This window comes from Moraxella sp. K127, from assembly GCF_015223095.1.
Classification (GTDB): Bacteria; Pseudomonadota; Gammaproteobacteria; order Pseudomonadales; family Moraxellaceae; genus Moraxella.
The window spans coordinates 58,853-80,145 of sequence record NZ_JADFBZ010000002.1 but is presented as its reverse complement, the minus strand read 5'-3'; the positions used below and the strand labels follow the sequence as shown (position 1 = coordinate 80,145).

Annotated in this window: 16 protein-coding genes and 2 tRNA genes; 9 read left to right on the top strand and 9 right to left on the bottom strand. The window is 45.1% G+C overall.

The window, feature by feature from the left end:
* Positions 1 to 313: 313 nt before the first annotated feature.
* The 4 genes from IM753_RS00900 to IM753_RS00885 form a co-directional block, all read right to left on the bottom strand.
* On the bottom strand, positions 314 to 3,244 hold the full coding sequence (locus IM753_RS00900; protein ID WP_194108433.1) for an autotransporter outer membrane beta-barrel domain-containing protein: 2,931 nt from the start codon (positions 3,242 to 3,244) through the stop codon (positions 314 to 316).
* 296 nt (positions 3,245 to 3,540) lie between these two features.
* Complete coding sequence (locus IM753_RS00895; RefSeq protein ID WP_194108432.1) at positions 3,541 to 3,759, bottom strand: ESPR domain-containing protein; 219 nt, start codon at positions 3,757 to 3,759, stop codon at positions 3,541 to 3,543.
* Positions 3,760 to 4,011: 252 nt separating this feature from the next.
* Complete coding sequence (locus IM753_RS00890; RefSeq protein ID WP_194108431.1) at positions 4,012 to 5,001, bottom strand: peptidylprolyl isomerase; 990 nt, start codon at positions 4,999 to 5,001, stop codon at positions 4,012 to 4,014.
* Positions 5,002 to 5,083: 82 nt separating this feature from the next.
* Complete coding sequence (locus IM753_RS00885; protein ID WP_227713031.1) at positions 5,084 to 8,110, bottom strand: LPS-assembly protein LptD; 3,027 nt, start codon at positions 8,108 to 8,110, stop codon at positions 5,084 to 5,086.
* A gap of 542 nt (positions 8,111 to 8,652) precedes the next feature.
* Here IM753_RS00885 and IM753_RS00880 point away from each other — a divergent pair.
* The 4 genes from IM753_RS00880 (at position 8,653) to IM753_RS00865 (ending at position 11,056) form a co-directional block, all read left to right on the top strand.
* Positions 8,653 to 9,678, top strand: coding sequence for an aminoglycoside phosphotransferase family protein (locus IM753_RS00880; protein ID WP_194108430.1), 1,026 nt, complete (start codon positions 8,653 to 8,655; stop codon positions 9,676 to 9,678).
* A 266-nt stretch (positions 9,679 to 9,944) separates the two neighbouring features.
* A complete protein-coding gene (locus tag IM753_RS00875) occupies positions 9,945 to 10,661 on the top strand; it encodes a nucleotidyltransferase family protein (protein ID WP_065256468.1) in 717 nt (238 codons plus the stop codon).
* A gap of 203 nt (positions 10,662 to 10,864) precedes the next feature.
* Positions 10,865 to 10,940: transfer RNA gene (locus IM753_RS00870), tRNA-Val, on the top strand.
* Positions 10,941 to 10,979: 39 nt separating this feature from the next.
* Positions 10,980 to 11,056 (top strand) — tRNA-Asp (locus IM753_RS00865).
* A 205-nt stretch (positions 11,057 to 11,261) separates the two neighbouring features.
* Here the strand turns inward: IM753_RS00865 and IM753_RS00860 are convergent.
* The 3 genes from IM753_RS00860 to IM753_RS00850 are packed head-to-tail and all read right to left on the bottom strand — an operon-like array spanning position 11,262 to position 13,106.
* On the bottom strand, positions 11,262 to 12,230 hold the full coding sequence (locus IM753_RS00860; RefSeq protein ID WP_194092595.1) for a LysR family transcriptional regulator: 969 nt from the start codon (positions 12,228 to 12,230) through the stop codon (positions 11,262 to 11,264).
* 24 nt (positions 12,231 to 12,254) lie between these two features.
* Positions 12,255 to 12,572, bottom strand: coding sequence for a hypothetical protein (locus IM753_RS00855; protein ID WP_065256466.1), 318 nt, complete (start codon positions 12,570 to 12,572; stop codon positions 12,255 to 12,257).
* Positions 12,573 to 12,614: 42 nt separating this feature from the next.
* A complete protein-coding gene (locus IM753_RS00850; protein WP_065256465.1) occupies positions 12,615 to 13,106 on the bottom strand; it encodes a L,D-transpeptidase in 492 nt (163 codons plus the stop codon).
* Between the two features lie 213 nt (positions 13,107 to 13,319).
* Here IM753_RS00850 and argG point away from each other — a divergent pair, with 213 nt between their 5' ends.
* Entirely contained in the window at positions 13,320 to 14,654 is a 1,335-nt protein-coding gene (gene argG, locus IM753_RS00845) for an argininosuccinate synthase (RefSeq protein ID WP_065256464.1), read from the top strand.
* Positions 14,655 to 14,839: 185 nt separating this feature from the next.
* Entirely contained in the window at positions 14,840 to 16,216 is a 1,377-nt protein-coding gene (locus IM753_RS00840) for a wax ester/triacylglycerol synthase family O-acyltransferase (protein ID WP_065256463.1), read from the top strand.
* Positions 16,217 to 16,226: 10 nt separating this feature from the next.
* On the opposite strand, the gene IM753_RS00835 is transcribed toward IM753_RS00840, so the two are convergent.
* Complete coding sequence (locus tag IM753_RS00835; RefSeq protein WP_156065173.1) at positions 16,227 to 16,397, bottom strand: hypothetical protein; 171 nt, start codon at positions 16,395 to 16,397, stop codon at positions 16,227 to 16,229.
* 149 nt (positions 16,398 to 16,546) lie between these two features.
* The gene (ispH, locus tag IM753_RS00830; RefSeq protein WP_065256462.1) at positions 16,547 to 17,479 is read right to left on the bottom strand and encodes a 4-hydroxy-3-methylbut-2-enyl diphosphate reductase; all 933 of its coding nucleotides are present in this window, start codon (positions 17,477 to 17,479) and stop codon (positions 16,547 to 16,549) included.
* A 131-nt stretch (positions 17,480 to 17,610) separates the two neighbouring features.
* Here ispH and gmk point away from each other — a divergent pair, with 131 nt between their 5' ends.
* The 3 genes from gmk to IM753_RS00815 all read left to right on the top strand — a co-directional run bounded on the left by gmk (position 17,611) and on the right by IM753_RS00815 (position 21,240).
* Positions 17,611 to 18,243, top strand: coding sequence for a guanylate kinase (gene gmk, locus IM753_RS00825; protein WP_062500267.1), 633 nt, complete (start codon positions 17,611 to 17,613; stop codon positions 18,241 to 18,243).
* A gap of 86 nt (positions 18,244 to 18,329) precedes the next feature.
* Positions 18,330 to 18,590, top strand: coding sequence for a DNA-directed RNA polymerase subunit omega (gene rpoZ, locus IM753_RS00820; RefSeq protein ID WP_062500264.1), 261 nt, complete (start codon positions 18,330 to 18,332; stop codon positions 18,588 to 18,590).
* A gap of 451 nt (positions 18,591 to 19,041) precedes the next feature.
* Positions 19,042 to 21,240 (top strand): bifunctional (p)ppGpp synthetase/guanosine-3',5'-bis(diphosphate) 3'-pyrophosphohydrolase, encoded by a 2,199-nt coding sequence (locus tag IM753_RS00815; protein WP_194108429.1) that lies wholly within the window; start codon positions 19,042 to 19,044, stop codon positions 21,238 to 21,240.
* Positions 21,241 to 21,293: the final 53 nt, after the last annotated feature.

Genomic DNA, 21,293 nt, shown 5'->3' with positions numbered 1-21,293 from the left:
ACCCAAGCAACTTTAAAATTACCACAAACTCAATGATGTGTGGACGTAAGAGCTTATCTCTGTACGTCTTATAAATAGCACCAATAAAGGGCGTATACAGTCAGCCCCTACAAAAAATTTTCAAAATGTAGAATTGGTGCAAATTGGGGGTAATTTACCATAATTTACCCTTGATAAATTAGGCATTTATACACTCTACAAAATGAAAAATTGCTACGGTTTCCGTGGTAAAATTCAAATTTGTTAGCTGTATAAAGTTGAGAATGGGGCATAAAAAAGCTGTCATTGTGACAGCTTTTTGTGTTTGTGTTGATCAAAACTTCATCTCAAAGCCTAGTGCAGCCCCTTGATTGTCATAGTTCTTACGCCATTGACCTTGATAGCCAAGCGACAAGGTGGTGTTGGTTGTGGGCTTGTAGGTCATGCCAAGACCGACATTACCCGCCGTGCGTCCAAGCTCCTGACCGTTTAAGGTGAAGGCACTGTCATCGGCATTGACAAAACTTGCTGTAATGGGCGTACGTTCGCCACCATAAACCGACCCTGACAGTTCGCCTGTAATGGTTGTACGTGGGCTGATTGCTTGTTGTAAGCGAATACCGAAGTTTTGGCTAATTTCATTGAAACTTGCCTTTTGTACTGCCAGATTGTACACGCCTGCTCCTGTTTCGGTGTAGCCGTCTGATGAGACATGTGTGTATTTCATGCCAATAAATGGCGTGATGCGGCGTGTGTCTGTACCAAAGCGATGACGAATCTCAAAACCTGCTTGGGCGGTGTCTGCGGTGTAGTCAGCAGTGGCAGTGGCGGTGTTGCCTGCGGTGAGCGTGCTGATGTGGCGTTTGCCGTCAATGTCCGCTCGCCCCACGCCCACGGTGGCATGAACAGAAACTCTGTCATTGATGTCGTAGTCACCATAGCCTAGTACTTGGGTGGATTTGACGGTGGCGTCATGACGAGCATTGCCACGGCTGTCCACGTCACTATGAATGTAAGACAGTGCTAAGCCGATATTGCCACGACCCACCGCTGTGTCTGCTCCCACAATCGCTCCGATGTCTGTGGTGTCATAGTCCAAAAGCTCATTTTCTTGTAATTTGCCCTGCGTGCCAATCGCTTTTGCCCATACAGAACGTGAACGGTCTAGGTGGCGAGCATGTATCGCTCCAAAAGCGTAGTCTTGGGCATTGGCGATAACATGAGCGGTAGAGCCATGCATGAGCGGAGCAAGCTCAGATGCTCCTTGGGTGAGCTTGGCATTATCAAGACCGCTTGCACCCAGTGTCAATGCCAGTCCCAGTGGGTTGGTATTGGTGTCTTTATGCGTGTCCAATACCTGTGCCAAATTTAATAAAGAATTTTTATTTTGGCTATTGACAGCATTTTCAAAAGTGCCGACAATGTTTGGCGTTGGCGTTGGCGTTGGCGTTGGCGTTGGCGTTGGCGTTGGCGTTGGCGTTGGCGTTGGCGGTACTACGGACGTGGTGTTTTCAGGTTGGATTTTTAGATGTACTTTATTGGCATCGGAATAATCCGCTCCCAGTCTGGTGTCAATCTTATCACCATTCATGTCAAATATCTGCACGTCTTTAAATTTGCCTTTTAATGTATCCGCTGTTAGCACATCTTTATATTCAGCAGTGGGATTATTGCCTGTAATGAGTGGTTTGATAAGGTCTTGGGCATAGACGTTTAGGTTGCCATTGCTAATATCGGCAGTACCTGTCACCACAACTTTACCATGTTCGTTATCATCAATGACATTATTATCATTGGTATCCAAGATCCCGATGATGAGATTTTCACCATTCATAGTGTAGTTGCCGTTGATTTTGAGTGTGCCAGCAAATGAGCCAATGTCCCCTGTAAATTTTTTGGAGCTTTCAGCAATCTCAAGCGTGCCAGTACCAAAATGTATAAAACCGCCTGATATGTCATCTTCATTTGCACGATAACCAAAACGACCCACATCGCCTGTTATTACAGCATTTGGGTTGATGATGACATCTGTGGGTTGTGACTGACTGCTTAAATAGGATCCTGTATTGATGTGAACACCACGATTACCGATTTCAATTTTGTCATTTTTGGTAAAATTGGCAAATAAGTTAGGCTGATTTTCGGTGATGCTAAGTTCTGCACCATTGATAAAGACGTCAGATTGTGTGGCATTGGTACCCCGACTGATTTGATTGGTATAAAGACCTGACCAGTGGTTACCGACATCTTTTGATTCCACCTGAAGAATACCTTTGCCGACATTTCCAACAACAATCTCATCTGCGCGCAATGTACTGTCTATCAAAATAAGAGAGCCCGTACCATTAATGGTGTTTAGGGTTGGGTCGAGGTTTTCAAAACCGCCCAAATATACTTTGCCTTTTACATAGGTGTGACCGACACCATGTGAATATGGGGAGTTTTTATTTAGGGTTACTGTCCCTTTACTGCCCGCCCCAATAATCATGTCACCATTGACTTGAAAAGTTGTTTTGTTGTTGGCGGTAATCATACTGTCGCTATTGGCAGATGTGCCGACAATAACTATATCAGCGGTGACAACAATGTTTTTAGAGTCACTTCCATTGACGATAAGCTCTCCTTTGCTCTCACCTCCGACTTGCAAGATGTTGCTGACGGTTAATTTTGCGTCGTCGTTTAGGGTGATTTTGCCCGCACCTTTACTAAGCCCAATTGCGATACCTTTGCTTGAAATTGATGATTTATTGTTGAGGGTAACATCACCTGCACCATCCCAACCAACAATAATTTCATCAGTAGCATTCATGGTGCTATTGTCCAAAACAACTGTTCCTGATGAATTTTCTTCTAGCCCAACTCTTAGCCATTTATTTGAAGCGATTTTGCTGTCTTTGGCGTTCAGTGTAGCAACGCCTTTTTGACCAACATTGAGCTCATTACCCCCTGACAGGCTACTGTTTGTGACATTAATGGTTGCCCGCCCATTTTCTCGGCGACCAAAATGCATGTGCTCGCTGGTGTTAATACTACTACCATTTGTCAGTGTAACAATTGCCACTCCGTCATCACCAATGGCAATGTCTCTGGTGTCTATCTGACTGTCGTCCAAGGTTAATGTGCCAATGTGATTGGTTTGAATACCTACTAAGACTTCGCCTGCGGTAATTTTGGCTTTGTCTTTTAGGTTTAACTCCCCCGTTGCACGTTCGCCGATATTAATATTGTTATTGGTTGCATCAATTTCACTGCCAGTTAAGTTCATTTTACCTTCGGCTTCATAACCAATTGAAGTTACGCCCGTTGTGGTGATTTTGGTGTTATTACTAATATTGGCAATCCCCGACTTCTGTACGCCAATGGCAGAAGCACCTGTCAGGTTTAGCTTGCTGTTATCAATATTGACTGTTGCCTGCTGAGTATTGGCAATGACGATACCGCCTGAATTAAGCGTGCTGTTGCTGATGTTTGCTGTGGTTGGTTTGTCTTCACCGGCAGTATTGGGCGAGCCAAATTGGATTTGTTTGTTGTTATTGACAGTGATTGTGGTGTCATTACCGATTAATACATCGCATTTAAAGCAATGGCTTGGTCAAATGTGTGTGTCTTTGCATCATTAAATTCAATATCTGCCGCCAATGCCTGTCCACCCATCAATAGACCGACTGCCACACTTAGCGACTTAACCGACTTGGTTTTGCCATGGGCTTTGGCAAATTCTGACACGCATTGATAAACGCCTGTGGCGTGGTTAAAAACAACTCGATAAATGTGATTCATAGAATATCCTTAAGTTCCAAGAGATGGGTTATTGGTTGATAAAATCAATGGTCTGAATTAATAAAAATTAACATAGAATTATACTAAAAATTTTACAATAGGAGTAGTTTTATGAAAAATTATTGATAAACGGTGTTGTTTATGTGATTGATGGATGGTTTTTGGTGGGAATCGAGTTGTTTGGAAAAGCAGAATGCTAAAAGCGGATGATAAAAAAGACGACCATTAAGCCGTCTTTTGATATTTGTAAAATTATTCAAAAATCTTGATATAAGCCCCAGCTTTTAGTTCATCCACCCAGTCTTCTTCGGCTTGGGGGGCTTGACGGCTAAACAGTATCTCACGAGCCTTGTCTTTGCGTGCTTCATTACTCATGTCTCGTTGGCGAGTGTTCTCCACTTTTAGGATGTGCCAGCCAAACTGCGTGCGAAATGGGGTGGAAAAATCACCAGCGACGGTATTTTTCATCATCGCTTCAAACTCTGCCACCATCTGCCCGTCAGTGACCCAGCCTAAGCGACCGTTTTGGGTGGCAGAGCCTGTGTCATCAGAATAAGTGGCTGCCATCGCCCCAAAGTCCGCCCCTTTTTGTAGCTCGCTGTATAGGGCGTTGATTTTTTGTTGTGCCATGGCATCACTTTGGGTGCCATCAACTTTAACCAAAATATGACTGGTCTGCCACTCGGGGATAAGCACCTGTTCGGCAGGAATTTGTTGTCCTTCGGGAGAGTTTAAAAAGGCATTAACTTCCTGCTCGCTGATGTTAATGCGTGGACGGACTTGGGCTTGCCATAATGCCACAAGGCTGGCATCTTCGATGACTTGACGACGAAGTTCGGCATAACTGCCTGCTTGCTTGCCATCAAGCGAGCGTTGAAAATCTGCTAGGTTGTCAAACCCTTCTTTGTTGGCGATGGCGAGCAGTTCACGATTGACCGCATTTTCATTGGGGCTAAACCCTGCACGATTCACCAGTCCAAGCTGTAATTTGCGTGTGATAAGGGCGTCCATGGCAAGGTTTTGGGTTTCGGCATTAGATAGAGCGATGCCCCTGTCACGGTATTCACGAGCCATGGCTTGACTGGCGGTGATGAACTCGCTTTTTAGGATGATTTCATCATTGACCTGTGCCAAAATACCATCGGCACTGCTTGTCACGCTGGGGGTATTGGCGGTGGCGACCGTTGCCATGCCTAGGCTTAGACTGATGGTAAGTAGGGATTGAATAAGGGGGTGTTTCATTGTTGTTCCTATAAAATTGTAAATAAACCAAATCAGTTTAGCATTTCATCATCATCTCGTCAAATGCTATGATTTAAATAAATTAATAATCTTGTTGCCATGCTCGATTGACAGTGTCATAACCCAAGACTTTATCAGACATCAGACGGTTTAGCTTACCGCCACTGGTAATGCCATTTAGGCGAATCTCTGCCATGACAGCATTGTCCGCACCTGCTTCGGGGTTTAGGTCGTTACGATAACGGCGAGCATAGACTGACAACCCATAACAGCAGTCTTCGTAATTGACCCCAACCAAGGCATCGAGCAGGCGGTCGTTTTTGTGGTCGTATTGGGCTTGGGTCATGACACGCCAGCGGTTGTTGATGGGAAAGACAGCGGATGCGGTATAAGCCGATAGGGCAAGCTGACCGGTGGCAGGATTATCTTTACGTTCGATGACACCAAAGTTGTACAGTTGGTTGTCACTGGGTTGATAACGTAGCTGAGCGACGATGGCACTTAGGTCATAGTTGGGGGTGAATGCCCCGCCAGCTTCTACCCAAAAGTTATCCGTCGGCTGAGCAGAAGCTCGCCATGCCAGCCCTGATGTACTACCTGTAAAGGTTTGACTGTCATCCACGCCCACACGAATGTCATCCAAATAAATCTGCTCGGCAATGCCCCCGTCAAAGCGAGTCAGACCTGACCCATCCACATAGCGATAATGCAGGGCGGGGGTGATGGCGTGCAAGTCGCCAATGCGGTCATAGCCTAAGAGCCACGAATCAGACAGCAGGCGGTCGTAACTAACCTGCCCGATGGCGGTCTCGAAGTTGGGGATGTTGCTTTGGTCTTTGTAGGGGGTGTAGGTGTATTTTAGGCGTGGCATGATGACTTGATGACCACCCAAGCTGTCGTCATATAGCCCAAAGGGGGAGCCCGCCTTTTCAAAAAACAGCCCCGTATCCAACCCAATCCTAGGGGCGAACACCGAATAAGTGCCTTCGTCTTCGGTGAGATTTTGTCCGATAAGGCTGTCTTCATCATAAGATGTATACAGATGTGTCAAGGCAAGCGATGGCGTGGCATAGCCCCATGAGCGAGTCATCGGATAGCTTGCTGAGAGCTGGTTGTACATGCGAAAGCCTGATTTTTCCGTATCGGAGTTGTCTTTGATGGATTTTTTAAAATAGGCAGAGTTGTGAATCCCTTCTACTTTTAGGCGGTTTAGCACGTCAAATTCATTGACAAGTTTTGGCAAGCGGTAATGCACTGACAACTGGGGCAGGCGTGAGTAGGGCTTGTCTTTGTCTAAGATGGTCGTGCCGTCGTTATTTGTGCCATGCAATGTCTGAAAGGTCTCAGCTCGCAAATCGGCACTGATATAGTCATTATAATAGCTTGCTCCGATGTTGCGTGGTAGGTTAAGTGGGTTGCCTTCGATGCCAAGCGTGTCAAAGTCATTAAGATAACTGCTGTCCGAGACGTAGCGATAATGAGCGTAGGCGGACAGATGGGGGTGGCGTTTGGACTGCCAATAGTGGTCATAAAACAGGCTTTTGCGGTCTTCGCCATTATATTTGCGGTCATCGGGCAAAAAAGAGCCACGCAATACGCCCGCCCCGACGTACTGTGTCAGGTAGCGAAACTCGCCCGTGAGCATGGGGTTTTTGCTACTAAACACTGTGGGCGTGATGGTGGCATCATAGTTGGGGGCAAGGTTTAGGTAATAGGGTGTGCTAATCTCAAAACTGTCCGAACCAAACCCTGCCGTCGGCAACAAAAAGCCACTGGCACGTCTGTCATCAATGGGAAAGTTAAAATATGGCAAATAAAAGACAGGCACGTTACCGATTCTTAGCGTGCTGTTTTTTGCCACGCCACGCCCTGTGTCATTATCGATGTCAATGCTACTGGCGTCCAAATGCCATTTGCGTTCGGTTGGCGGGCAGGTGGAGAACATGACGTCCTGCATGTGGTATTGGTTGTCGCCGACTTTGTTTAGGGTGTGGGCATGCCCGTGGGCGTTCATGGTGGTGCTGGCAAAAGCGACATCATGAGCGGTGGCGGTCCTGCCGTCATCGGCATAGTATAAGTTATCGGCAACCCCGATAATCCCTGCACCGCTTACCTTGCTACCGCCAGTGCTGGGCGGTCGGTCATCACTAAACAGCACTTGCCCTGTGGCACGCATTTGCCCTGTGCTGGGCTGATAGATGAGCTTGTCAGCGACGATTTGCTGACCGTTTTGTTCGATGATGACATTGCCAGCAAGCTCGGCGTAGTCTTTATTGTCATAGTAGCCGTAGTCGGCTTGGGCGTAGAAAGTATCGTTATCATCACCATGTCCCCGATAGCCTAGACTTTGGCTTAGGCTCTCTCGCTTGGGCTGTACCCACACCCCTTCACAGCGTGCCACGTGTCCGCCTGTGCTTGGCTTGGCGTGATAATATTGGGCAAGTTTGGCAAGGCTTTGGCTTTTTTGTGTGTTGGCATGATGGTCTTGGCTGATGTTCTCACTGCTGATAAATGTCGTGTTTTGACCGCCTTTGCTATTTGAAATGATTTGTCTGTTATGGGCGTCATGAATGCCATGAACATCTGATGTGACAAATGATGTGGGTTTTGAGTTATTATTTGATTTGTTGCCCTGTTTGTTATTGCCTGCCAATTTTTTATCAAGATATGGGTTATTATCAAGATATGGGCTGTCATCAAGCGGTGGGTTGTCCTGTGTACTGTATTCGGGGCTGTATTGGGAACTGTGCGAAGTGACGGTATGATGAGACAGATGAGCAGGCTTGGGCTGAATGATGGTGGGGGCAGAATGGGCAGTTTGGGTGTCATTGGTGCTAGCGACAAATCCCAAACCGTCATCGGTTGTATTAATCTCTACCTTTGTCCCTGCGACTGCTTGAACGGTGGCAGGCGTGGGCGTATAGCTCATCGTGCTGTTGGAGTTTGGGCGTGTGATGTCATCAGATGTCACAAAACTTTGGGCGTGACTTAGGGTGGGCAATACGCCAAACAATGCCATGCCGACACAGATGGTTAATTCGTGCTTTTTGCCAAAAAAATCCTGTTTTTGTCTGTCCTGTTTGTTCTGCGTTGCCTGTCCACGTGTCATGATGTTACCTGAATTGACTTAGGGTGATTTTTAAATGTGGTTAAAGTTGGTTATTTTACCCTATTTTTGATTTAAAATTAATAGGGCGTACCTACCCTTGATAACATTTTTAATGAAAATATGATGAAATTTAGTGATTTCAATCCATTTTTGCATGAAAAATGGCTATCCGACCACTTAATCGTGTGAATTTTTAAGATTTTAACTTGATTTTTAAAATTAAGTGGTCGGATTGTGGCTCGAAGTCAAAATCCTTGTTGATATTTCAATATCAACTGCGGACTTTTCCTTGAAAAACGGGCGATTTTTCCTATTTTTCCTTGAAAAACGGGCGATTTTTCCTATTTTTCATTGCAAATACCAAAGGTAGGTACGCCCTAGTTTTTATCATTTCTTATAAAATTTGCCAGTAAAAAATAATACACCGAAAATGACTGGTGTAACGCCCAAAAATCCGCTAAACTATGGCACCTACTTAACCATTTAACCAAATCGTTTAACTAAGTCATTTAAATTAACGATTTTAACCATAAGGGCACACCATGACTCGCCATGATGAGATGATGAATTTTTTAAACAATCACCTAACCGCTGGTTTTACAGTAGAGAGCTTGGCAGGGGATGCCAGTTTTCGCCGTTATCATCGCATTCATTTTAAGGTGGCAAGCGAACACGATAAAGACGAGATGACCTATCTTTTGATGGACGCTCCGCCTGACAAAGAGAGCGTGACCGAATTTGTGTTGGTGGCAGGTATCATGAGTGAAGCGGTGAATGTGCCTGACATCATCACCCAAGATATCCCCAAGGGTTTTTTATTATTACAAGACTTTGGCACGACCGAATTTGCCCATTTAATCAAAGATGATAAAGCAAATATGGCTCGCTATTATCAAAAAGCCTATGAGACATTAATTAAATTGCAGGGTTTGGATATTAATGTTGATTTGCCAGCATATAGCGATGAGAAATTAAATGATGAGATGGATTTATTTAGTCAGTGGTTCTTGCCGTATATTAATGTGGTATTTACAGCCGATGATGAGTTATTATGGGAGCGACTAAAAAAACAAGTCATCACTGATGTCCAAAGTCAGCCCAAAGTCATCGTTCATCGCGATTATCACAGTCGCAATCTCATGCAAGATAAAGCGTCCGATGAGCTGGGCGTGATTGATTTTCAAGATGCGGTGATTGGGGCGGATACTTATGATTTAGTGAGTCTGGTGCGAGATGCGTACATTGATGTGGATGAGACGTGGGTGAATGAGCAGATTGGGGTCTTTTATGAATTAAAAAATCCCAACATGACTTTGCATGACTTTACCAAAAATGTCAATATCATGGGCGTACAGCGACATCTAAAAGTATTGGGGATTTTTATTCGCTTGTATCAGCGAGATGGTAAAGAGCGTTATTTGCAAAACATCCCCAAAGTGATGAATGATTTGTGCCATGAGCTTAACTGGCTAAGTGAACAGGGCGATGATGATGTTTATACCGCTTTTAATGAATTCATTCAGCAAAAAATCCTACCTGCTTATAATCAGGTCTTTGTATTAGAATAAATAAATGAAAGTAGGATGATGATATGATAAATTGTCCTATTTTCATTTTGATATTTTTAATTTTAAATTAATATACTTAATTTTATTTGAGTTAATTAATTTAAAAGTCTCAATTATTGTATAAAAACTTCATTCTCAACTTAAAATGGTAATTTGTTGATTATTCAATAACCATTTTTGGGTGTAGGGGCGAATTGCAATTCGCCCTTGATAAAGCAATCGCTTACATAAAGTTGAGAATAGGGTATATTTATAAAAGGCAAACCATGATAACCCAAGCCATGATTTTATCGGCAGGCAAAGGCACCAGAATGCGTCCTTTGACCCTGACCACGCCCAAGCCCCTTGTGATGGTGGCACAAAAGCCCTTGATAGTGTGGCACATCGAACGCCTAAAACAGGCAGGCATTACCGATATTACTCTAAATGTCGGTTATTTGGGTGGTGTGATTATTGACTTTTTTCAAGATCGTGATTTTGGTGTGAATATTCACATATCCGATGAGAGTGTCCTGCCCGAGCCTTTGGAGACGGCAGGGGGCATTCGCTATGCACTGGCTCATGGAAAGCTAAGAGATGAGCCATTTTTGCTCATTAATGGCGATGTGTGGAGTGAGTTTGCGTTTGATGGGCTGGCTCATCACAGCCTTGGCAATCATCTGGCTCATCTGATGCTGACCGCCAATCCCGAGCATAACCCCACGGGCGATTTTGCTTTGACACAGATGTCGGTAGGGGGGTCGGGCAGGGTCGGACTAAAGAGCGATGATGGTAATAACCACACCTTTGCTGGCATTAGCGTGATGTCGCCACAGATGGTGGCGGGCGTGGGTATGGGCGAGATAGCACCACTGGCACCGCTATTGCGTTCGGCGATGGTAGGCGGGCGTGTCAGTGGCGAGATACTGAGTGACAAATGGGTCGATGTCGGCACGATGGAGCGACTGCATGAAGTGGAGCAGTATGTTCGGGGCGTTTGGTAAGAACGGGTGGGAGAATTTTATAAAATAGTTTTAAAAAAATAATTTTATAAATTTCAATGGTTTATAAATTTTATTTAAAATTTCTCAAAAAACCATTTGACACCCACCAAAAAATCTATATAATACGCACCACAACGAACGACATACATAACAAATAAACATGGTTTAAATTATTTGTTTAAAGAGTTAAGTAAGTTAAGTTCGGGCGGTTAGCTCAGTTGGTAGAGCGTCTGCCTTACAAGCAGAGGGTCAGCGGTTCGAATCCGTTACCGCCCACCATTTTAAATCTTTTATGGTTAAAAAAGATTAGTGACCTTAGCAGCGGTAGTTCAGTTGGTTAGAATACCGGCCTGTCACGCCGGGGGTCGCGGGTTCGAGTCCCGTCCGCTGCGCCATTTTTAACTGGTTTTTCCAGTTTAATCCCCTAAGTCTCCCCTGACTTGGGGATTTTTTTTGCCTTTATTTCATACACTAGGGCGTGCCTGCTTTTTGTATTTGCCATAAAAATGAGAAAAATTGCTCGTTTTCAAGGAGATATCAAAGGCGGCGTACCCTAATTTCTAAAATTCTAAAAATAATACAACAGCTTCAATGGTTGTTTTATTGACGCAGTTTGGCGTCTTCTTCCGCCATAATCTGCCGTGCCACATGAATGATAAGCTGTCTTAGCCATTTATGAGCAGGGTGGTGTTGTAGTAGGGGTGACCACGCCATTTTAAGCTCAAATTCTGGAATGAAAAATGGCGGTTCTTTGACCACGATTTGTGGATTATTTTGGGCTTGTAGGTTTGCCACACGAGTGGGTAGCGTGGCAATCAAATCTTTGTTGGCGGTGAGCATGGCAGGCATTTGATAATGACGGGTAAACACGCTGATTTGGCGTTTTTGTCCCAGTCGCTGTAAGGCTTGGTCGATGGAACCTAGACCGCCTGATTTTTCAGGATTGACCCCAAAACCCACGCCCATGCCCGTTTTGGATACCCAGACGTGCTGAGCTTTTAGGTAATTTTTTAGGTTAAAACGGTGCAAATGGGGCGACTCTGCCGACAGCAGACAACTAAACGTATCACGCCATACCAGCACCTGATGAAAACTCTGCGGTATCTCATTAAAACGATTAATCGCCAAATCCACTCGCCCCTGCTCCATGTCTCGATACGACACATCGGATGGGGTCAAAAAGTCCAAAATCACGTTCGGGGCTTCGCTTCTAAGGGCTTTGACAAGGCGTGGCACAAGCGTGGCTTCGGCATAGTCCGATGTCATAATCCGAAACACCCGAGACGTGCTATACGGACGAAACTCGGTGCGTGGCTCCAACAGCGTCCCCACGTCCGAGAGTATCTCACGAATGCGTGGCTGTAACTCGCTCGCTCGCTCGGTGGGGGTCATGCCTTCGGACGACCGCACGAGCAAGGGGTCATTAAACAGTGAACGCAACCTGCGTAAAATATTACTCATCGCAGGCTGAGTAATGCCAAGCTGTTCGGCGGCACGGGTAACGTTTTTTTCACGCAGTAATACGTCTAGATAAACAATCAGGTTTAAATCAACTTTTTGTAAATTCATAATTGCCCTTTTTATGTTTTAAATTTAATGTAATTGCATGGTTTGGTTTTTGGTGATTTGTAAAACACCGTCAATCGCTTGATAAGATTGTATTTGTTTGTCCAAATCAGTTGCCGTGATTTTTACCGCCACGGCATTCATATTTTGATATAAATAAATAATTTCATCGTGATGATGATTGATGTGTGTTAATAAATTGTCTTTTTTATCTTTGTCAAAATAAATAATAAAAACATCCGACTGGACGGTTTGTGTGATTTGCTCTATTTTATTATTGGATTGATAAGGGGTATTTACGCAAGCAGTTAATGTGATAATAGGAATTAGTAATAAATATCTCATAAATTGCCTTTTTAAAAGATGAAAATATTTTTGACAAATAGGCTAAATGATTAAAACTTGTGTCCCCACATCAACCATATCATACAGCCACACCACATCATCATTTCTCATACGGATACAGCCATGCGACATCGGCACGCCCATAGGCTCGGTATCGGGTGTGCCATGAATATAGATATATCGGGCGTGGGTGTCGCACACCGTACCGTCTGCGGTTTTGCCCAAATTATAGCCTTTCTCCACACCTTTTAGCCACAAAATCCGACTTAAAATCCAGTCCCTATCAGGGTTGGTTTGCCCCAACTCATCATCATATATCTCGCCTGTAAACACCCGTCCGACAAAGACGGCATTTTTGGGGTATTCGCCCCCGATTTTGTTGTTAATGATATGTTTGCCAAGTGGCGTACAACCTGTATTTTCAAATTGCCCTGTGCCATTTTTGGCGGTGGAGACAGGCAGAGTTTTGATGAGCTTATCATCATCAAATACGGTCAGGGTTTGGGCGGTGGTGTCTATTTTTAGGGTTATCATGGTTTTAGGGTAATCATGGCTTTATGATGACTGGGTTATCAATTTTAAAAATGATGACTATTTTAAAATTTATTAGTTTAGCAAATTTTTAAAAATTTTTCGCCTATTTTTGTGAAAATTTGCCAAATTTTTAAAATTTTTACCCTAAGATTTGCCAAAAGTGTTATAATTTTTTAAATTACATTCTTTTATTTTATGAAAATCGGAGTTGATATGAGTAGCACCATTTTAGAATCTTTGCCTGTTGGCGAAAAGGTGGGGATTGCATTCTCGGGCGGTTTGGATACGTCCGCCGCCATTTTGTGGATTAAGCAAAAAGGGGCAATGCCTTATGCTTATACCGCCAATTTGGGGCAACCCGATGAGTCCGACTACGACTCAATCCCTGCCAAAGCCATGCAATACGGGGCAGAGAAGGCTCGCTTGATTGATTGCCGTACCCAGCTTGCTCGTGAAGGCATTTGTGCCATTCAGTGCGGAGCGTTTCACATCACGACAGGTGGTATGCCGTATTTTAATACCACCCCGCTCGGGCGTGCGGTAACAGGCACGATGCTTGTAACCGCCATGAGCGACGACGGTGTGGACATTTGGGGGGACGGCTCAACCTATAAAGGCAACGACATTGAGCGTTTTTATCGTTATGGGCTACTGACCAATCCTAGGCTTAGAATTTATAAGCCTTGGCTAGATGAGACCTTTATTGATGAGCTTGGCGGACGGGCTGAGATGAGTCAGTTCTTAATTGATAACGGCTTTGACTACAAAATGAGCAAAGAAAAAGCGTATTCTACCGATTCAAATATGCTTGGGGCGACACATGAAGCCAAAGATTTGGAATTTTTGAACGCCAGCCACAAAATCGTTGAGCCTATCATGGGTGTACGCTACTGGGACGAAAGCGTGGAGATTAAGCCTGAGACCGTTACGGTGGAGTTTTTTGAAGGCAATCCTGTGGCGTTAAATGGCGAAAAATTTGACGACCCTGTGGCACTCATGCTAAAAGCCAACGAAATTGGCGGACGACATGGCTTGGGCATGACCGACCAGATTGAAAACCGTATCATCGAAGCCAAATCCCGTGGTATCTATGAAGCCCCTGGCATGGCTCTCTTGCACATCGCTTACGAACGCTTGGTTACAGGCATTCACAACGAAGACACCATTGAGCAGTACCGCATTAACGGACTGCGTTTGGGTCGCTTGCTCTATCAAGGTCGTTGGTTTGACAGTCAAGCCCTAATGCTCCGTGAGACCGCACAGCGTTGGGTTGCCAAAGCCATTACGGGCGAAGTGGTGCTAGAACTTCGCCGTGGCAACGACTACTCTATCCTAGACACCAAGTCGCCGAATCTCACTTATGAGCCTGAACGCCTGTCTATGGAAAAAGTGGAAGACGCAAGTTTTACCGCAACCGACCGTATCGGACAGCTGACCATGCGTAATCTTGACATTTCAGACACCCGTGCCAAACTCGGCATTTATGCAGGTGCAGGACTGCTCGGATTATCAGGTGGTAATGCCGTGCCACAGCTTGAAAGTAAATAAGTCATATCAACCAAAAGAGCGAGCCTAAGTGTTTCGCTCTTTTTTATTGAAAAAATTTTTAAAAATAGTCATGGATTGATAAAATTTTTTACAAAAATTTGTTATACTAATTACCTTTTTTGATGTCATTAACCTGTCATTTTTATCCACTTTTAAAAACATATTTTATCAATTAAGGACAACACGTGCGTGCTTTAAATGCCATTGACCATGTATTTTTGATGCTTGAAACTCGCAAGGAGCCGATGCACGTTTCGGGTTTGTGTATTTTTGAGTTGCCTGACGGGGCGGGCGATGATTTTTTGGCAAAGTTGGTGGCAGATATTGAAGTAACTCGCACCAAGCCGAGCTTTCCTTTTAATCAAGTGCTAAGCAAGGGGCTGTTTTGGGAGAGAGATGGGGATTTTGATGTCAATCATCATTTTCGCCATGTTGCCCTACCCAAACCTGGTGGCACCAAAGAGCTGACCAACTATATCTCACGAGAGCATGGGCTGATGTTGGACAGAGCCAAGCCGTTGTGGGAATTTCATCTCATCGATGGGCTTGCCCCTGCTCATGACGGTGGCAATGCTCGCTTTGCGTTATTTTTAAAAATTCATCATGCGATGACAGATGGCATTGCCGCCATGCGACTGCTTCAAATGTCGCTCTCAGCATCCAAAACAGAGAAGATGACCGCCCCGTTTTGGTCGTTATCCACCAAATACCGCAGTCAAATCAACACCATCTTACCCATTCACAAACCGCCCCTAAAAATCATCAAAGAACAGCTTGCCACTATCTATCCTGTGGGGCGAGAGTTGGTTAATAGTATCAAAAATCACTTCGGGGAAAAAAATCCACATTTCACCAGCACCTTTGATGCCCCCAAGTCCATCTTAAACCAAAAAATCAGCAGTTCACGCCAGCTGGCGTTCGTCTCATTTGAAAAAGGGCGATTTGCAAAGATTGCCGAGCATTTTGGGGCGACGACCAATGATGTCCTGCTTGCCATCTGTGCAGGGGCGTTGCGTGAATATCTACTTGCCCAAGATGCCTTGCCTGCCAAGCCACTCATTGCCTTTGTGCCGATATCGCTTCGCCGTGATAAAAGTGCCATGGGCAATCAGCTCTCGTTCATTCTCACCAATCTTGCCACGCACAAATCCAACCCTGCCGAGCGTCTTTTGAGCATCAAGGCAAGCGTGGATGATGGCAAACAACGATTTTCTCGCATGAATCAGGCACAGGTCATTAATTATAGCTTGCTTGCTTATGGCATGGCATTTGCCAATCTAAGCACGGGCGTGATGCCGACCCGCCAAGCCTTTAATCTCATCATCTCAAATGTACCGGGAGATAACACCCCCATGTATCTAAATGGGGCGAGACTAACGGGGATTTTCCCTGCATCGGTGCTACTAGATGGGCAAGCTTTGAACATCACGCTGACCAATTATCAAGACAAGATAGATTTTGGCATTACCGCTTGCCAAAGTGCCTTGCCACACATTGAACAGCTGACCCAATTGTTGGAGCAGGAACTGTTGGTGTTTGAAAAACTGTTACTAAAAGAGTAGAATAAAACCCTTATGCCACCTGTCGTTTGGGCGTTGCATGCGTGATGGGCGTGGTTAATTTGGCTAGGGTTTGGACAATCATGTCGTTACTGATGGTGCGTGTCCTGTTGCCATGAATGACGGTCATGATGGCAGGGCGAGTGCAATGAGTGGCTTGATGATGAGCGGTTTGGCGAGTCATGGTTGTACCTGTCTTAATTAAAATTAGTGGCGGGTTACAGGTTTAGTGTAGCTCAATTAAGAAGCAGGAACAACCATTTTTCGCCATTTTGCTTGATAAATTGTAAATAGATGTTTCGTTTATGACTGGTTGATGACAAACCCTGATGATTATCGTAAGCTCTTTGGTAGAGAAAAGGTAACATTCTCTTCGATGCCCGACAGCTCGGTTGGTGTATCCGCCCCCCAGTCTTGTAGGGTGTCTAGCACTTCTTTGATGAGCACTTCGGGGGCAGACGCACCTGCGGTAACACCCACACGATCCACGCCATCAAACCACGCCCTATCCATCTGAGAAGCGTTATCAATGAGATACGCCTTTGCTCCGAGTCGTTCGGCAAGCTCTCTTAGACGGTTGGAGTTCGATGAGTTGGGTGAGCCGACCACCAGTACAATCTCACATTCTTTTGCCAAAGATTTCACCGCATCTTGGCGGTTTTGAGTGGCATAGCAAATGTCATCTTTTCTTGGAGCGTTGATTTGGGGGAATTTGTCTTTTAGGGCATCGATGACTTGAGCGGTGTCGTCCATGGATAAAGTGGTCTGCGTGACAAAGGCAAGCTCTTTGTCCGCCCCAAAATCCAAATTCGCCACGTCATCCACATCTTCGACCAGATGAATGCGACCGCCAAAACTGGTGTCAAACCGCCCCATCGTGCCTTCGACTTCGGGGTGTCCTGCGTGTCCGATGAGAATGGCGTCCATACCGCCTTTGGCAAATTTGCCAACCTCGATATGCACTTTGGTAACCAAAGGGCAAGTGGCATCAAACACAGTCAAATCTCGGCGTGTCGCTTCATCTTCGACCGCCTTGGATACGCCATGAGCGGAGAAAATCACAATCGCCCCATCAGGTACTTCGTCAAGCTCTTCGACAAACACCGCCCCACGGCGAGCCAAGTCTTCGACCACAAATTTGTTGTGGACGACTTCATGGCGGACATAGATGGGCGGATTAAAACGGCGTAAGGCTTCATTGACAATGGCAATGGCACGGTCGACACCAGCACAAAAGCCACGGGGATTGGCAAGTAGGATTTGCATGAAAAATTTCCAAATAACTCAACATCAAAACGGCTTACTTTACCATAATTTGTCGTTTTAAGATATGTTAATTTGTGTTATAATTTCTCAACATCTATCATTTATTTTGTTAAATCAAGCTGGTTGAGTCTATGAATGCACCAAACCCCACCCAAGGCACGCTTTTTATCATCACCGCCGCCTCAGGCACAGGCAAGACATCACTGGTCAAGGAGCTACTCGCCACTACCAAAAATCTCGTGGTCAGCGTCTCGCACACCACCCGTGAGCCTAGACGTGGTGAGATTGATGGCGAGCATTATTATTTTACTGACACAGATGAGTTCATCCGTTTGGTGGGGGAGAGTGAGTTTTTGGAGCATGCTGAAGTGTTTGGCAATTATTATGGCACCAGTAAGACAGCGGTCAATGATTTGCTCGGTGCGGGCATGGACGTGATTTTGGAGATTGATTGGCAAGGGGCGTTGCAAGTCAAAAAACTCATTCCCCAAGCGGTGATGATTTTTATCCTACCGCCAAGCCGCGATGCCCTGCGTAGCCGTCTGATGAACCGTAACCAAGACGCCACCAAAGTCATCGAAACCAGACTGGCAGGGGCGGTGCGTGAAATGCAAGAGTATGTAAACTTTGACTATGTGGTGATTAACGATGATTTTGGTGTAGCTTTATCCGAGATAAAAGCCATCATCACTGCCTATCGCCTTGCCATTGACAAGCAAACGGTACGCCATGAAAAATTAATCAGTCAGTTATTGGTGAGTTAGGGCGTGCCAAACCTTAATTTTCCGCTTTTAAAATAGTAAAAATCTGTTATAATAGTAGATTGTTATCAATGTAAAGAGTGTGATTTATGGCACGAGTGACGATTGAAGATTGTTTGGATACGGTAGATAACCGTTTTGATTTGATTTTGGTGGCGTCAAGACGAGCACGTCAGCTTGCCACAGGGCGTGCCGACCCATTGGTGACTCCCGAAGGCGATAAGCCAACTGTGCTTGCTTTGCGTGAGATTGCCGATGGTCATGTGACCCGTGCGATTTTAGATAAGCCCGAAGAAGTGTATGTGAAAAAAGAACCGCCACCGTTTGACCCGATGGCTAACGGTTTTTAAAAAATCGTATACAACCCTAAAAACCATGCTTTTGGCATGGTTTTTTTTGTTTTGTCATTCATTAAAATTTCTGATTTTATCATAAAAATAAGTCCATAAAAATGGATAATTTTTCCTTGACAATTTAACGAAAAACTGATTAATTATAAGGTTCGGATTGGGGGTTTTTCGGATACAGCCATACCCCATTTCCAAGAGCTTTTTGTTAGGGCGTGCCTGCTCTTTATAACACTATTTACAATTTAAAAATTTAGAAGTAAATCAACCATTTTTGCATGAAAAATGGCTAAATCTTGTTTTTCTGCGTCAAAAACTTGTCTGATAGAATAACTATCAGCCTACGTTTTTTCCTTGAAAAACGTGCGATTTTTCTCATTTTTCATTGCAAATATAAAAGGCATGCACGCCCTAATTTAAAACCCAATTAACACGTTACCGAGCCAAACCAATCATGTTAGCCAACTACCACGCCGATAATATCCCCATACGTTTTAGTCATCCTTTGGTGGATGAAGCCAAAGACAGTCTGATGAATGCGGTCAGCTACTTAGATGCCAAAGAGCGGGCGGACGTGCTACGGGCGTGTCATTTTGGCGACATGGCACACATCAAGGACAAACGCAAATCAGGCGAGCCGTACATCACGCACCCCATTGCGGTGGCGGAGATTTTGGCGGGGTTTTTGTTGGATAGGGATTCTATCATTGCTGCGATTTTGCATGATACGGTAGAAGACACCGAAGTCACCGATGAGCTGGTGGCAAGTGAGTTTGGCGAGACGGTGGCACGACTGGTGGATGGCGTGACCAAACTAAAATCAGGCAACATGAGCAAACAGCAGTCACAGGCGGCGACCTTTCATAAGATTTTAAATGCCACGCTCATAGACCCTCGTGTGCTCATCATTAAACTCTCCGACCGCTTGCATAACATGAGTACCATGGATGCGGTGCGAGAAGAAAAACAAAAATCAACCGCTCGTGAGACGTTGGATTTTTATGTGCCGTTCGCTCGCATTATGGGGCTAAACGACATCGCTGACTACATCGAGCTTTTGTGTTATCGCAACCTTAACCCTGTCATGTATAACAAATTTAATGACAAGCTGTTGCAACATGGTTTGGGGCGTAATTTTCAAAAGATTGAGATTAGCACTTATCTACAAAACCTACTAGGACATCTAAACCTAAAAGGACATGTGCAGGTGCTGGACAACCGTACAAGCATGTATCGGCAATTCTTTAAAAATCGTGGGCAAGCCAATCGTTTGATTCGCCAATATGATTTTGAAGTGGTGCTAGAAGACATCGGGGCGTGCGACAAACTGGCGTATCATCTCATCCAAAAGTTTGAAATCGCTGACCGTAACATTCAGGACAATATCCGTAAACCCCTAGCAGGGGGCAATCAGTCGCTGTCGCTGATTTATAAAAAAGATTACAACTTTATTAAAGTCACGCTCATGACCGCGCGCATGAAAGAAGCATCTCGCTTGGGCGTACTTGGCAACAGCAAAAATGACATCAGTCAGTCCGTGATACAGGCAAGTTTGCGTAATATGAAGGATTTGGCGGCGGTCGAAGGCGAAGATGCAGAAACATCGCTCAAAGTCATTAATGAGCTCATGAGCTATCTGCATGAGCGTAAAATCGTCTGTTATAGCCCCCAAGGGCGTGCCTATGAGTTACCCCGTGGGGCGACAGCGTTGGATTTTGCCTATGCGGTCGGGCCTGCCGTGGGCAACATCGCCACAGGGGCGGACATTAATGGCGAGCATGGTAAGCTCGGGTTGGTGTTGGCAGATGGCGACACCGTGAGTATTGACATTGACAAAAATGCCACGCCCAAGGCAGACTGGCTTGGCTTTGTGGCGACCAACAAAGCCCGCAATGAGATTTTAAAATTCCTAAAACATCTGCCCCATGACCAAAAAGAGCATTATGGCAAAGAAGCCTTGATGCGTGCCTTAAAGCCTTATGACAAAACACTAGATGACTTGTCCGAGCAGGACTGGGCGGATATTTTGGCGTGGCGTGGCGTGGCAAGTCAAAGCGATATTTTCCTGCAAATTGCCACAGGTACGCTACTGCCACAGTTGGTTGTCTCTCGTCTGTTTAGTGAAGAAGTGGATGTGGCAGACGGGGCGGAGATTACCCAGACCAAGCATTTATTGGCGGGTATTAAGGGCGTGGAGATTACCTTTGCCAAATGCTGTAACCCCATGTATGGCGATAGTATCGTCGGACACCTGTCGGCACGTCAAGGGCTAACCGTCCATCGTCATAAATGCTATTCGCTAGAAAACATCCGTGTTGAGAATCCTTATCAGGTCATACAGCTCAACTGGAAGTCGGATATCAAGCTTGACCACACCAACTCAGTTGGACAGTTGCATTTTCCTGCCACGCTCAAAATCCACGCCATGCTAAATGAAGAGCAGATGAGTCAGGCGATTTATGAGCTGCGTGATTTGAACATTGGTATTGAGCAGACATCTGTCAAGGCAGATGAGAAATCAGGTGGTGGGGTCGGGGCGACCTTTATACAGGTGGTGGTGCGTTCCCGAGCTCATTTAGAAGAAGGTATCATGAAGCTGCGCCAAGTGCTGGGCTATCCTAGTATCATGCGACTGTATCAGATGCCGACCTAATACCCCGTTTTTGTACAAAAACAAAACCCTGCCAATGCAGGGTTTTGTTCTAG

Coding starts and splice junctions, on each gene's coding strand:
- IM753_RS00890 (WP_194108431.1), bottom strand. CDS start 5,001: ATGAAACACCCCCTTATTCAATCCCTACTTACCATCAGTCTAAGCCTA.
- ispH (WP_065256462.1), bottom strand. CDS start 17,479: ATGCAAATCCTACTTGCCAATCCCCGTGGCTTTTGTGCTGGTGTCGAC.
- IM753_RS00885 (WP_227713031.1), bottom strand. CDS start 8,110: ATGACACGTGGACAGGCAACGCAGAACAAACAGGACAGACAAAAACAG.
- IM753_RS00895 (WP_194108432.1), bottom strand. CDS start 3,759: ATGAATCACATTTATCGAGTTGTTTTTAACCACGCCACAGGCGTTTAT.
- IM753_RS00880 (WP_194108430.1), top strand. CDS start 8,653: ATGACTCGCCATGATGAGATGATGAATTTTTTAAACAATCACCTAACC.
- IM753_RS00860 (WP_194092595.1), bottom strand. CDS start 12,230: ATGAATTTACAAAAAGTTGATTTAAACCTGATTGTTTATCTAGACGTA.
- IM753_RS00900 (WP_194108433.1), bottom strand. CDS start 3,244: ATGAACTTAACTGGCAGTGAAATTGATGCAACCAATAACAATATTAAT.
- rpoZ (WP_062500264.1), top strand. CDS start 18,330: ATGGCACGAGTGACGATTGAAGATTGTTTGGATACGGTAGATAACCGT.
- IM753_RS00835 (WP_156065173.1), bottom strand. CDS start 16,397: ATGACTCGCCAAACCGCTCATCATCAAGCCACTCATTGCACTCGCCCT.
- gmk (WP_062500267.1), top strand. CDS start 17,611: ATGAATGCACCAAACCCCACCCAAGGCACGCTTTTTATCATCACCGCC.
- IM753_RS00850 (WP_065256465.1), bottom strand. CDS start 13,106: ATGATAACCCTAAAAATAGACACCACCGCCCAAACCCTGACCGTATTT.
- IM753_RS00815 (WP_194108429.1), top strand. CDS start 19,042: ATGTTAGCCAACTACCACGCCGATAATATCCCCATACGTTTTAGTCAT.
- IM753_RS00875 (WP_065256468.1), top strand. CDS start 9,945: ATGATAACCCAAGCCATGATTTTATCGGCAGGCAAAGGCACCAGAATG.
- argG (WP_065256464.1), top strand. CDS start 13,320: ATGAGTAGCACCATTTTAGAATCTTTGCCTGTTGGCGAAAAGGTGGGG.
- IM753_RS00855 (WP_065256466.1), bottom strand. CDS start 12,572: ATGAGATATTTATTACTAATTCCTATTATCACATTAACTGCTTGCGTA.